15 protein-coding genes are annotated in these 13,165 nt (G+C 48.9%); 4 read left to right on the forward strand and 11 right to left on the reverse strand.

From position 1 onward, the window contains the following. Window positions 1–61 precede the first annotated feature (61 nt). Window positions 62–1,564: an APC family permease gene (locus HU175_RS03365; protein WP_176565238.1), complete on the forward strand. Its 1,503-nt coding sequence runs from the start codon at window positions 62–64 to the stop codon at window positions 1,562–1,564. A gap of 87 nt (window positions 1,565–1,651) precedes the next feature. On the opposite strand, the gene HU175_RS03370 is transcribed toward HU175_RS03365, so the two are convergent. The 10 genes from HU175_RS03370 to HU175_RS03415 form a co-directional block, all read right to left on the reverse strand. Next, entirely contained in the window at window positions 1,652–2,014 is a 363-nt protein-coding gene (locus HU175_RS03370) for a hypothetical protein (RefSeq protein ID WP_176565239.1), read from the reverse strand. Window positions 2,015–2,206: 192 nt separating this feature from the next. Continuing rightward, entirely contained in the window at window positions 2,207–3,187 is a 981-nt protein-coding gene (locus tag HU175_RS03375; protein ID WP_176565240.1) for a pyruvate dehydrogenase complex E1 component subunit beta, read from the reverse strand. A 292-nt stretch (window positions 3,188–3,479) separates the two neighbouring features. Further along, a complete protein-coding gene (locus tag HU175_RS03380) occupies window positions 3,480–4,151 on the reverse strand; it encodes a hypothetical protein (RefSeq protein ID WP_176565241.1) in 672 nt (223 codons plus the stop codon). Between the two features lie 234 nt (window positions 4,152–4,385). Next, a complete protein-coding gene (gene accC, locus HU175_RS03385; RefSeq protein WP_176565242.1) occupies window positions 4,386–5,729 on the reverse strand; it encodes an acetyl-CoA carboxylase biotin carboxylase subunit in 1,344 nt (447 codons plus the stop codon). A gap of 101 nt (window positions 5,730–5,830) precedes the next feature. Continuing rightward, entirely contained in the window at window positions 5,831–6,316 is a 486-nt protein-coding gene (accB, locus tag HU175_RS03390; RefSeq protein WP_176565243.1) for an acetyl-CoA carboxylase biotin carboxyl carrier protein, read from the reverse strand. A 60-nt stretch (window positions 6,317–6,376) separates the two neighbouring features. After that, window positions 6,377–6,940 (reverse strand): elongation factor P, encoded by a 564-nt coding sequence (gene efp / locus HU175_RS03395; RefSeq protein ID WP_176565244.1) that lies wholly within the window; start codon window positions 6,938–6,940, stop codon window positions 6,377–6,379. A 73-nt stretch (window positions 6,941–7,013) separates the two neighbouring features. Next, window positions 7,014–7,997 carry a beta-ketoacyl-ACP synthase III gene (locus tag HU175_RS03400; protein WP_176565245.1) on the reverse strand — a complete coding sequence of 328 codons (984 nt, stop codon included), beginning with the start codon at window positions 7,995–7,997 and terminating at the stop codon, window positions 7,014–7,016. A gap of 37 nt (window positions 7,998–8,034) precedes the next feature. Further along, window positions 8,035–8,976 carry a phosphate acyltransferase PlsX gene (plsX, locus tag HU175_RS03405; protein ID WP_176565246.1) on the reverse strand — a complete coding sequence of 314 codons (942 nt, stop codon included), beginning with the start codon at window positions 8,974–8,976 and terminating at the stop codon, window positions 8,035–8,037. A 145-nt stretch (window positions 8,977–9,121) separates the two neighbouring features. Continuing rightward, complete coding sequence (gene rpmF / locus HU175_RS03410) at window positions 9,122–9,316, reverse strand: 50S ribosomal protein L32 (RefSeq protein ID WP_077923042.1); 195 nt, start codon at window positions 9,314–9,316, stop codon at window positions 9,122–9,124. A gap of 64 nt (window positions 9,317–9,380) precedes the next feature. Continuing rightward, complete coding sequence (locus HU175_RS03415; protein ID WP_176565247.1) at window positions 9,381–9,926, reverse strand: YceD family protein; 546 nt, start codon at window positions 9,924–9,926, stop codon at window positions 9,381–9,383. Window positions 9,927–10,095: 169 nt separating this feature from the next. Here HU175_RS03415 and HU175_RS03420 point away from each other — a divergent pair, with 169 nt between their 5' ends. From HU175_RS03420 to HU175_RS03430, 3 genes are read left to right on the forward strand one after another with little or no spacing between them, the layout of a single operon-like run. Further along, a complete protein-coding gene (locus tag HU175_RS03420) occupies window positions 10,096–10,305 on the forward strand; it encodes a hypothetical protein (RefSeq protein WP_176565248.1) in 210 nt (69 codons plus the stop codon). A 21-nt stretch (window positions 10,306–10,326) separates the two neighbouring features. After that, complete coding sequence (locus HU175_RS03425) at window positions 10,327–11,112, forward strand: isochorismatase family protein (RefSeq protein WP_176565249.1); 786 nt, start codon at window positions 10,327–10,329, stop codon at window positions 11,110–11,112. Window positions 11,113–11,133: 21 nt separating this feature from the next. Then, window positions 11,134–11,763: an LON peptidase substrate-binding domain-containing protein gene (locus HU175_RS03430; protein WP_176565250.1), complete on the forward strand. Its 630-nt coding sequence runs from the start codon at window positions 11,134–11,136 to the stop codon at window positions 11,761–11,763. Here the strand turns inward: HU175_RS03430 and HU175_RS03435 are convergent. After that, window positions 11,760–12,911: an AI-2E family transporter gene (locus tag HU175_RS03435; RefSeq protein WP_176565251.1), complete on the reverse strand. Its 1,152-nt coding sequence runs from the start codon at window positions 12,909–12,911 to the stop codon at window positions 11,760–11,762. The two genes, HU175_RS03430 and HU175_RS03435, sit on opposite strands and share 4 nt — an antisense overlap. Window positions 12,912–13,165 lie beyond the last annotated feature (254 nt).

A 13,165-nucleotide genomic window follows, 5' to 3' on the forward strand; every position in this document is an offset into this window, starting at 1 on the left:
CGAGATTTTAACCCAAGAATATTTCCCCAAAGTACTTAATCACCAAACTCTCTTCCTCTGCATGGAGACAAAACTTAAACCTGTAAATACCAGTGTTATGCGCAAAAAGCCGCTTTCGGCTTATGCGGCAGACATGCAAAAAAGCGAACTCAAACGAGTATTGACCCGCTGGGGACTTACCTCGCTGGGTATCGGTGCTGTTATTGGGGGTGGTATTTTCGTACTGACCGGTATCGCTGCCCACGACTGGGCGGGTCCAGCACTAGCGCTGTCGTTTGTGCTGGCTGGTGTTGCCTGTACGTTTGCGGCTCTGTGCTATGCTGAGTTTGCGTCTATCCTACCCGTTGAAGGCTCGGCCTATGCGTATTCGTACGGTACCGTTGGCGAAATCTTCGCCTGGTTCATTGGCTGGAATCTTATTCTGGAATACATGATGGGGGCCACTACGGTGGCCGTGAGCTGGTCGGGTTATTTCGAGAAGCTGATGCACCTGTTCCACATTGAACTGCCCGTGTGGTTAATGAACGATCCGATTACGGCGCAGGAGAAAGCCGGGATATTACGGGCCGCTGGCCAGAACGTTCCTGATTTCACGTTCGCCATCAATCTGCCCGCGTTCCTGATCGTTTGGGTTGTTACGTATATCCTGGTCAAAGGAATCAAAGAAGCCGCTAGTACGAATAACATTATTGTAGTTACGAAAGTGGTTGCGGTAATCTTCGTAATTGTGGTAGGTTCTTTCTATATCGATACAACCAACTGGACACCGTTTATTCCAACGGAAGTGATGGACGATAAAGGGCAGCCGCACTTCGGTTTCAATGGTATCGTTACGGCCGCCAGTATCGTTTTCTTCGCTTACATCGGTTTCGACGCCGTGTCGACTCAGGCTGGCGAAGCCATCAACCCCACGAAAGACGTACCGTTCGCCATCATCGCGTCGCTGATTATCTGTACGCTGCTCTACATTCTGGTTTCGCTGGTACTGACCGGTATGGTACGGTACGATAGCTTGGACCTGAAAGCGCCCGTTGCTCAAGCCTTTGCTGACGTAGGTCTGACCTGGGCGGTATACCTGATCACGATTGCCGCCATTGCCGGTCTTACTTCAGTTATGCTGGTGATGATGCTGGGCCAGACCCGAATCTTCCTGGGTATGGCGAAAGACGGTCTGCTACCAAAAGGCTTGTTTGCAGCCATTCACCCAACGTTCAAGACCCCCTACAAGAGCACAATCCTCGTAGGAGCGATTATTTCGGTTGTGGCGGCTCTGACACCCATCGACAAAGTTTCGGAGCTGTGTAGCTCAGGAACGCTGCTGGCGTTTGCCATGATCTGCGCAGCTGTCTGGATGTTACGTGTTCGCGAGCCTAATCTGGAGCGCCCATACCGGACACCAGCCTTGCCAATCGTGGCAACGCTGGGTATCCTGGCTAACCTGTATCTGATGTGGAACCTGCGCGTCGATACCAAAATTGCGTTTCTGATTTGGGGAACGCTGGGTATCATTGTTTACTTCCTCTATAGCCGGAAGCACAGCAACCTGAACAATCCGGAAGAGTAGTCAAGATTGATATATATAACAGGAAAGGCCCTATGCAATGTACATAGGGCCTTTCCTTGTTATTGGGTCATATATAGTCGTTCCAAGTTAGTTTATCGTAGGATTTTCGTCGATACCCAAGCGGGGTAAGGCCGGATTCAGAACCCGAGGAACCACTTTTACCCGGAAGACCCGTGAGTTGGCCACATCGAAATCGCAGTTGTAGAACCCGCGCTGTTTTACTCCCCGGTACACGGCGGTATAGTTCACTTTAGGGGGCCAGTTATTCATGGCCAACTCCGCCGTGACAGAATCGACCGCTTTTCGCAGGTTAGAAAAATAGATAATACTAGGCTCCCGCTCCCGGATCGTATTTAACGCGCCCGTGTACTGTAGGCTAACTTCATAAATAACTCGACCAGTTGGCCGAATCAGTAACTCTTTCCGCTGGGTTTCCGTATAATTCTGCATACCTACAGATTATAGGAAAAACTGTGCCACTATTTTTCTTTCAAGACGTTAAAAAATCATTTTGAGTGTTTTAAAGACACATAGAGAAAAAAAATGCCGCTTAGTAAATAAGCGGCATTTTTTTTCTCTATACTAACTGAATCACTGACTAGCGTGCCAGAAATTTGATAGTTTACGCTTTTTCGAAAACGTTTATTTCTTGTACATCACAGCTTCAACAGCTTGTAATGTACGTTTAACGTTAGGCAGAATAGCCTCGATCAGAGTTGGCGCGTAGGGAAGTGGCAAATCCATGCTGTTTACCCGAATAACCGGTGAATCCAGGTAATCAAAGGCGTTCCGTTGGATATTGTAAGTCAACTCCGATGAGATAGCTGCCAGTGGCCATGCTTCTTCAACGATAACACAACGATTCGTTTTCTTTACCGAATTGATGATTGTAGCATAATCAATCGGACGAACCGAACGCAGGTCAATTACTTCCGCCGAAACGCCATTCTTTGCCAATTCGTCAGCAGCTGCCAGAGCTACTTTCATAATCTTGCCGAACGATACAATCGTTACGTCGTTTCCTTCGCGCACTACATTAGCCTGGCCGATTGGGATCAGGTATTCCTCTTCTGGAACCTGGCCTTTGTCGCCGTACATCAATTCCGATTCCATGAAAATGACTGGGTCATTATCGCGGATACAGGATTTGAGTAATCCTTTGGCATCATAGGGGTTGGAGGGAACAACAACCTTCAGACCGGACGTATTAGCAAACCAATTCTCAAAATTTTGTGAGTGCTGCGACGACAGCATACCCGCGTTTCCAGTTGGCCCCCGGAAAACGATGGGACAGGAGTATTGCCCACCCGACATCGACATGATCTTGGCGGCCGAGTTGATGACCTGATCGATGGCAACGAGTGAGAAGTTGAAGGTCATAAACTCGATAATCGGGCGAAGGCCGTTGATGGCAGAGCCGACGCCGATACCCGCAAAGCCTAATTCAGCAATGGGCGTGTCGATTACGCGTTCCGGACCAAACTCGTCCAGCATTCCCTGGCTAACTTTATACGCCCCGTTATATTCGGCTACTTCTTCGCCCATCAGATAGACCAGCGGGTCCCGGCGCATTTCTTCCGACATGGCCTCCCGCAGGGCTTCACGGAACTGTATTTCTCTCATGCTGAGTGCGTTGCTTGCGTTTTATGAATCAATAAAAACGGTTAAGGCAGCCCTTAAACTGGCTTAAAACTGGTCAAAATTAGGCAAAATGGGCTGATTCGTCAAATGCTACTCCGTTGCCTTTTTGAATAAGGATTCGGTTCATGACTGATGGCTCGCTTATTTACTAGCAGACAAGGAATTAACCCAATAATCACTCGCTTGTTTCCCGGCGGTTAAACTGCCCAAAAACACCGGCGGGGAGACTAATTTGATTCAGTCTCCCCGCGGTACAGGAATATACATGAATAGCTTACTGCTTCGTCAGCTTCAGCTTGAACGCACCGTCTTTTAACTCAATAGTATCAGTCTTGAGCTGTTTTTTATAGCCATTTCCTTCCGGATCGATAGCTGAGTCGTAGCCGGTAGTTTTGGTGATCACCTTGTCTTCCATCTTGTTCATTAGTCGGCCCACGCCCCCAAAAACAGTGGCGCTGGCTTTTTCTTTCCAGTACGTTCCAGCTAGTGAGGCACTGAACGTGGCCTCCAATGAACCGTCAGCCCCTTTCTTGACCGTAATTGTCTCGTCGTTATTCTGCGATTTCCCGACATGGTACTCCATGCGGGGCTCCTTAGTTTCCTTTACGTATTTGATGACCGCCAGTCCTTTGTATTGAGTCAAATCCTGAACTTTCTTCCGGTTTTCTTTCGTGTCAGGATCGTCGGCGTCAACCACCAGATAGGTACCCGGCTCAATACCGTCGTTATTATTATAGCTGCCCAGCCAGATACGTAGTGATTGATCAGGCTTTATCGAATTGGCTGTAATCCACCAGTAATTTCCGATGCGGATACGCCGGGGTGGCACCTGATATTTTTCGCCGTCAATGCTGACAGACATGGTATTCTCATTGGCAATCTGGCCGTTAGCCAGGAAAGTGCTGCTGAGCAGGAGCAGCGAAAAAAAAAGTCGGAGCGTATTCATATAAAATGAAGATTAATCAGGAACTGACATCAAATTATATGATCACCGTCGATGCTCAGAAAACTTATGAGCTAAAGGCGTACAAATCAGAATCGGTAGTCAAGCACAGCCAAACTGGAAGTGGCGGGGAGTCAGAAAAAGGTCCTCGGTTTAAACGATGGCTGGGCAAACAACAAAACAGCCGGGTTTGCTTTCGCATCCCGGCTGTTCCACTGTGAAAAACACTTGACCGGCTTACAATTTAGAAAAATCAAAGCTGTCCAAAAAGGCAGTAGTGAACTGACCTGATTTGAATTTTGGATCGTCCATCAGCTTGATATGAAATGGAATCGTCGTTTTGATTCCTTCAATAACAAACTCCTGAAGCGCCCGCTTCATCCGCGTAATGACTTCTTCCCGCGACTGGCCCGAGACGATCAGTTTGGCGATCATGGAGTCGTAGTTCGGTGGAATGGTATAACCTGTGTACACGTGGCTATCAATCCGCACCCCGTGTCCGCCCGGAATATGTAAGACCGTAATCTTACCCGGTGACGGACGGAATCCATTTGCTGGATCTTCGGCATTGATCCGGCACTCCATCGAGTAGAGCTTTGGTGTGTAATTCCGGCCCGAAATTTCGCCACCGGCGGCTACTTTGATTTGCTCTTTGATCAGGTCAAAGTCCGTTACTTCTTCCGTAATCGGGTGCTCTACCTGAATCCGGGTGTTCATTTCCATGAAATAAAACTTCCCGTGCTTGTCGACCAGGAACTCAACTGTACCAGCCCCTTCATAACCAATGGCTTTGGCGCCTTTGATTGCCGCTTCACCCATTTGCTCCCGAATTTCGGGCGTAATGATGGGCGACGGTGTTTCTTCGACAAGCTTCTGGTGACGACGCTGAATGGAGCAGTCGCGTTCGGAAAGGTGGCAAACGGTACCGTACTGGTCCCCAACGATCTGAATTTCGATATGCCGAGGTTCCTCAACAAACTTTTCAAGGTACAGACCATCATTGCCAAAAGCTGCGCCAGCTTCAGTACGAGCATCATTCCAGGCCTTTTCGAACTCTTCTTCCGCCCGAATAATCCGCATACCGCGGCCACCGCCACCAGCTGTTGCTTTCACAATAACCGGATAGCCCATTTCTGCTGAGAGCTGCTTACCCTGCTCAATCGATTCCAGCAGACCTTCGGATCCGGGAATAACCGGAACGCCGGCCGCTTTCATGGTCGCTTTAGCCGTAGCCTTGTCGCCCATGCTATTGATTTGATCGGCAGTAGCACCAATAAACTTTATACCGTAGTCGCTGCAGATCTGCGAGAATTCAGCGTTCTCGGACAAAAAGCCGTAACCGGGGTGAATAGCGTCAGCTCCTGTCACCTCGGCGGCCGAGATGATGCTGGGAATGCTCAGATAAGATTGCTTGCTAACGGGCGGGCCAATACAAACAGCTTCGTCAGCAAAACGGACGTGCAGACTGTCGCGGTCGGCAGTCGAATAGACGGCTACCGTCCGGATACCCATTTCGCGACAGGTCCGGATGATCCGTAGCGCAATCTCTCCCCGGTTGGCAATAAGAATTTTCTTGAACATAAGTCTATAAATGAGTGAATGAGCGAATGAGCGAATGAGTGAATAAAAAAGCAAGCGCCAGCTTATTCACTCATTCGCTCATTCGCTCATTCACAATTAAGTTAAACAGGTTCAACCAGGAATAACGGTTGGTCATACTCGACAGGTGTGGCGTTTTCTACCAGCACTTTTACGATCCGACCAGACACTTCTGATTCAATTTCATTGAATAGCTTCATTGCTTCGATGATACAAACAACTTTGCCTTCAGAAATGCTATCACCAACTTCAACGAATGAAGGGGTTTCCGGATTCGAAGACCGGTAGAACGTACCAATCATCGGCGATTTTATGGTGATGTAATTAGACGAATCGGCTTTGGGTGCCTCGGTAGCAACAGGTGCCGTGGCTGCAGGAGCCTGAGGCTGTGCAACGGGCGCGGGCATAGCAGCAACGGGTGCCGGTGCCGAAGCAACCAGAGCAGGCGCTGGCGTTGCAGAACCGTACCGCTTAACATTAATTTTCAGATCGGTGGTTTCGATATTTACCTCGTCCAGACCCGACTGTGAAATAAAATCAATAAGTTGCTGTATGTCTTGGGTGGTCATAATACTGTTTCGTGATTAGAAAAAAACGGAAGCTCGTTGGAATACCCTCGTTACTTAGGATTACTTTACGCGTTCAACGTAATCGCGGGTACGGGTATCAACCCGAATCCGTTCACCTTGTTCAATGAAAAGTGGAACCATCACTTTTGCTCCTGATTCCAGTTCAACCCGCTTTTTTGGGCTATTGGCCGTATCTCCTTTAATACCTGGCTCGGCGTAGGTGACTTCCAGCTCGACGAACGGAGGAAGCTCGCAGGAAAGAGGGACTTCATTCTCCGCGTTGATCAGGATTTCAACTTCCTGGCCTTCTTTCATCAGGTCGGCGCTGTCTACCAGTTTCTCGTCCAGGTTGATCTGGTCAAAGCTTTCCTGGTCCATGAAGTTAAAACCGGCTTCGTCTTTGTAAAGAAACTGAAACTTCCGGCGCTCAACCCGAACAGGATAGATCGTTACACCTGAGTTGAACGTGTTGTCCAGTACACGGCCTGAGGTCAGGCTTTTCATTTTAGTACGGACGAAAGCAGCGCCTTTTCCTGGTTTTACGTGTTGAAATTCGGTAATCTGAAAAAGGTCGTTGTTGAAGTTGATGACCAGTCCGTTCCGGATGTCTGCGGTCGTTGCCATGTCTAAATTTGAAAATGAAAATGTTCACTACGTATGAAATAGGCTATTGCTATCATACGACAGTATAAATCAACTAATAAGCCCACTTAACGTAAGCCGCGCCCCAGGTAAACCCGCCCCCAAAGGCGGCCAGGACTAAATTATCGCCTTTCTTAAGCTGCGATTCATAGTCGAACAAACAAAGCGGAATCGTAGCAGCTGTTGTGTTACCATACCGGTGAATGTTCATCATCACCTTATCGGATTCGATGCCCATTCGATTAGCTGTTGCATCAATAATACGTTTGTTAGCCTGATGCGGTACTAGCCAGGCCACGTCTCTGCCGGCCAGTTGATTCCGCTCCATGATCTCCGCAGACACGTCGGCCATGTTTTTCACGGCGAACTTGAATACCGAAGGTCCATCCTGATAAACGTAGTGCCAGCGTTTTTCTACTGTTTCGTGGGTGGGGGGGTACCGGCTACCACCTGCTTTCTGGAACAGATGATTCTGACCGCTCCCGTCCGACTTAATAATCGAATCGAGCAGGCCATAGCCCTGCTCATCGGGTTCAAGCAGGACGGCACCAGCGCCGTCACCAAACAAAACGCATGTTGTACGGTCGGTATAGTCAACGATAGCCGACATTTTATCGGCCCCAACAACGATCACCTTTTTGTATTTGCCCGTTTCAATAAATTGCGAACCAACCGTCAGCGCGTAGAGAAAGCCCGAGCAGGCAGCCTGTATATCAAAACTCCCGATGTTACGGATACCCACCATATCACAGATGAGGTTAGCCGTACAGGGAAAAAGGTAATCTGGAGTAGTGGTCGCACAGATCAGCAGGTCGATTTCGTCGGGCCGGGTGCCAGTTTTCTCCAGCAGGCCCGATACGGCCTTTGCTCCCATGTGCGACGAGCCCATTCCTTCACCTTTCAGAATGTGCCGTTCTTTTATGCCGGTACGAGTGGTAATCCACTCATCGTTCGTATCCACCATACGTTCTAACTCGGCATTGGTCAGCACGTAATCGGGAACGTAGCCGTGGACTCCTGTGATGGCAGCTTTACTCATTGGTGGTGTACAAGCTTAGTGAACACAGACGGCCGGCTTAAGCCAGAGCCTGTGCAATTTTTGTGTAGGCGTTCGATTCGACCTGTCTGATGGCCAGTCCGATCATATTTTTGATAGCCAAGGGTGATGAAATACCATGGGCAATGATTACGTTTCCATTCACGCCTATAATCGGGCTTCCGCCTACCGATTCGTAGTTTGTTTTATTCAGGAACTCGTCGTCAATACCGCGGAGTTTGGCCATGGCATAGAATGATTCACCCAGTTTGAACATCGCATTACCCGTAAAGCCGTCTGTTACGATAACGTCGGCTTTACCCGAGAAAAAGTCTCCACCTTCAATATTTCCAACGAAATTGATCCGGCGATTGTCTTTCAATTGCTGATGAGCAGCCTGCGCTATAAGCGACCCTTTTTGTTCTTCTGAACCAATGTTCATCAGCGCTACGCGGGGACGGTCGATAGCGAACGTATACTGGGCGTAAATTGAACCAACTTCTCCGAACTGCGCCAGCATTTCTGGTTTACAGTCGGCATTGGCTCCAATATCGAGCATAACGGCATGACCGCCCGTTACCTGCGGCACAAAACCAGCAATGCAGGGGCGGATTATGCCTTCGATAGCCCGAATGCTGAAAAGAGCGCCAACGTGCATAGCACCCGTATTGCCCGCGCTGCAGAAAGCGTCGACCTGCTTATCCTTCATAAGTTTAAACCCAACTCCAATGCTGGAATTGGGTTTAAGGGAGAGTGCCTTTGTGGGGTGCTCACTCATCTCAATGACATCGTCAGCGTGAACGAGTTCAATCCGCTGCTGTGCTTTCGTGTCGTATTTATTTAACAGTTCCCGAACAACCAACTCCCTGCCAACAAGAACAATAGTTACGTCGTCTGGCAACTCGGCTGCAGCCATTACTACTCCTTCTACTATCGCTTCGGGAGCAAAATCACCGCCCATTGCGTCCACTGCAATTTTCATTGACTCCGTTTGTTCAATACCAACCCGATTATGCCGGGTTGTAGAAAATACGCGTAAAAATAGAGAGGTGACGGGCAATAAAAAAGTATTTCACGTTCATCTTCAAGAAGACGTCGGTGAAATACTTAGTGTAACTCGGTGAAAATTAAGCAGTTTTAGCGTAATTCTCAATAATCATTTGACCTTTGTAAAACAAGTTGCCTTCGAAAACGTGGGCGTGGTGGCGCTCATGTACTTCGCCGGTTTGTGCGTCGGTCGACAGCGTTACGGCCGTAGCCTTGTAGTGCGTTCTGCGCTTATCGCGCCGGGTGCTGGAGTGGCGTCGTTTGGGGTGTGCCATAGCAGTTTATAATTGTCTGTTGTCTGTCTACTTTATTAAGTTTGGCCCAAACGGGCCGCATTTGCTAGTTGTCGCTCAGCTTTCGTAGGGCCGCCCAGCGGGGATCAACCTCGTCGGGTTTGTCGCCTTCTTCGTCGGCAGGCTCATCAGATCGGTAGATAACCCGACCGTTGAATTCGTCATCGGCCTGGTCCTCGTCGTCCCGGAAACGGGGGTGAAGCCGTTTCATGGGCAGTGCCAGGCTAATAAACTCGAAAATGTACCGGGCCACGTTGACGGTTGCCGTGTTGCGTTCGATCAGTTCGATCTCGTCGCTCAGCTCTTCGTTGTGATCGCCGAACTTCAGAATCATTGTCTGCTCGGTCTCTACCGGTTCATCGTACTCGTCCAGGCAACGGTCGCAGGTCTGTTCAACGGTGCCACTGATCTGAAATAATAACCGGATCATCGTCTCGGATTTTTCCAGTATCAGATGGGTATTTACGTTTCCCTTTCCGATCAGGTCCTGATCTAACGCGGCAAAAAACGCATCGTCCGACGTAAAGTCGTACTCATACCGTTTGTTTTCCAGACCAACGATGTTAATATCATAAGGTCGTAGTGCGTTCACGTTCTGTCTCCTCTCAAAATAAGACCGCAAAGGTACGAAACGTTTGTGAATCAGTAAAGTGCTGTTTCGAAATTAATTGTTGAGGGTATTGTAGGCTGGACCGTTCCCAGATGCGTAACAAACATCTATCAGCTGACGGACGTTATCGTTACCAAACCTTTTTGAGACTATGGCAACGTATCAACTCGTCGAAAAACACGTTATTGAGCACCACAACGAATATTACGAAGTTCGTACTACGGAAGAAGATAAGGAACCCCGCAGCCTCTTTTTCTCAACCAATGAGGAAAATCTGGAGGACGTAGCGGCCGATATTGTTGCCGATCATATGCCCGGCGTGAAAAAATGGACGGTAATTCCGCACCGTAAAGACAGTTAATCCTCACGAACAGCCGATACTGTGACGAACGCTTTTCTGATTATTGATGCCCAGGTTGACTTCTGTCACCCAGAGGGGGCACTCTTTGTACCCGGTGCCAATGAAGACATTGACCGCATAGCGCGGCTCATTCACCAGTACGCGCATCAGATTGATCATATCGTTGTAACGCTCGATACTCATCAACTGCTGGACATTGCTCATCCGCAATTCTGGCAGAACGCCGAGGGGAAGCATCCTGATCTGTTTACGGTCATCTCTGCCGAGGACGTAAAAAATGGGCTGTGGATACCGCGTTTCAGCGCCGATAAGGCCCGTCAGTATATTCAGGCGCTGGAGACCGATGGCCAGTTCCAGCACGTGATCTGGCCCGAACACTGCCTGATTGGCTCGTCGGGGGCAGCCCTGCACGATACGTTACTGGCGGCCCTGAAAAACTGGGCACACCTGCGGGATCAGGACTATAGGGCGGTTCAGAAAGGGCTATATCCGCTGACCGAGCATTTTGGTGTATTTCAGGCGCAGGTACCCGATCCTGCTGTTCCCGAAACTCAGTTCAACGTAGCCCTGGCATCGGATCTGGATCGGTTTGATACGATCTACATCATGGGTGAAGCTAAATCGCACTGTGTCGCCAACAGTCTGAAACAACTGCTGGATTTTGCGCCGGCCATGAGTGAGAAACTGGTTCTTGTCACCGATTGTATGTCGGACGTAACGGGAATGGGGTATCTGGCCGATCCGATTTATGCTGATGCTTGGACCAAAAACGTCCGCTTTGCGGAGGCCGCCGATATTTTTGTCTGAAATCGCCTAACTTTCGCAGTCATGGAGAATGTAATACCCCTGTTTCCGCTCAACCTGGTTGTGTATCCCGGCGAAGATCTCAATCTGCACATCTTTGAACCGCGTTACCGTCAGTTGATCAATGAGTGTATCGACGAGGAAAAAACGTTCGGGATTCCGGTGTTTATTGATAATAAGCTTCCGGGTTACGGCACCATCATGCACGTAACAACCCTGCATAAACGCTACCCCGACGGACGAATGGATATCAAATCGAAAGGAATTTCGGTGTTCAAGCTGGTGAACTTTGAGAATCCATTACGGGATAAACTATACGCTGGGGGAGAGGTAGAAATCGTTGAGCCGGGCGAAACGTTCAGCGCCCATAATTCGGCTCTGATCGAACGGCTGGACCGGTTATACAAACTGCTGGAAATCGATACTGACTACAACGCGGCTGTCAAGAATTTTTCCTATAAAGTAGCCCACAAAGTCGGGCTGTCAATTGAGCAGGAGTACGAATTACTGACGATCGACTCGGAAGCCGAACGACAACTCTTTCTGATTCAGCACCTCAATAATGTATTGCCGGTTGTTTCTGATATGGAGCGCACCAAGCAGCGTATCCGGATGAATGGTCACTTCAAAAATCTGGACCCGCTTAATTTCTAGCTCTTCTCGTTGGTCTCGCCAATTTTCTTAGTCCGTTTGGGTAATTGATCGGCTAGTTGCTGTAAATTTTTGATGGGCGGCCGTGGTTTCTCTGCTTCGCCGATTAGGAAGCCGTAGGGCTTGAGGGCATCGATCGAGTCGAAAATAACCTTAATAATAGCCGTCATGGGTAAGGCCAGCACCAGCCCGGGCAAACCCCATACGTTTTCCCACAGAATCAGGACGATAATGGCTGCCAGCGGGTTAATACTCACTTTGGAACCGACAATATAAGGCGTAATAAAATTGCCCTCAATCGTCTGTACGAACAGAAAGACGCCAATGACGCCTAATGCTTTCAGCGGATTATCCTCTGTCACTAACGCGTAAGCAGCGGGCAGGAGTGAGCCGATTGAGATACCGAAATACGGAATCAGCACCAGACAGGCGCCAAAAAAGCCGAAGAAGATAGCATAGTCGATCCCCAGAATCAGCAGGCCAACGGTCATCAATGTTCCGATGATCAGGATAACCAGTACCAGCCCCGCCAGATAGTCTTTCACTACGGTATAAATGCCTCCCATGACGGCATCGATCTTTGATCGGCGCGCGTCCTCAAACGCTTTGTAAAAGAACGACCGGAAAAAATCGCGGTAAAGCAGGAAAAAGAAAATAAAAATCAGGATCAGGAAAACGTCAGTCAGGGCGCTGGTGGTTGCCAGCAGGGTAGAGGTCAGAATAGCGCCCCCTTCGGCTATTGACTCATTCAGATATTTACGAACTTCGGTGAGCTGACGCTGCCGGTTGATATTGAAGCGTTCGTCGGCGAAGGTTTGCACCTGATCCAGAAATTTGTTGCCCCGCTCCATTAGCTGCGGAACGACCTCCGTAAAATTACTGATCTGCATTGAAACGGCGTACAGGATGCCGCCAATGGCCGCCAGTGTCAATAAGAGACACACAACGATGGCCAGCACGCGGGGAAATTTCCAGCTTTCGAGCCGATTTGCCAGTGGAAATAGCAATACCGAAAACAGGATACCGAAAACGAGCGGAATGAGCACACCTTTCAGAGCGTGCAGACCGTACACGACAATAACCAGTGAGATCAGTACAAAGCAAAATTTAGCGTAGTAGGGAAGGATAATTTCCCGGGGGCGAATGTTCATAAGTTCTGGTTAACTCTCTTGACTGCCGAAAGGTTTATGAGTTACGAGGGGTTCCAAAAGAAACGCTGATCGGGAGTCTCCTTACTTGTTAACCGTTTTTCAGAAACCGGATTTTGCCGTTGAAAAATTCTGCTGGCGGTTACGAATGCCAATCGCAGATAATACGCAAATGGCTGAAATTGACTTGTTTGGGTGTTAAGTTTTTGTTAAGTATGTGTTGCTCATTCATTACGGTAACATTAAGCCGTGTAACT

This window comes from Spirosoma sp. KUDC1026, from assembly GCF_013375035.1.
In the GTDB taxonomy this organism is placed as follows: domain Bacteria; phylum Bacteroidota; class Bacteroidia; order Cytophagales; family Spirosomataceae; genus Spirosoma.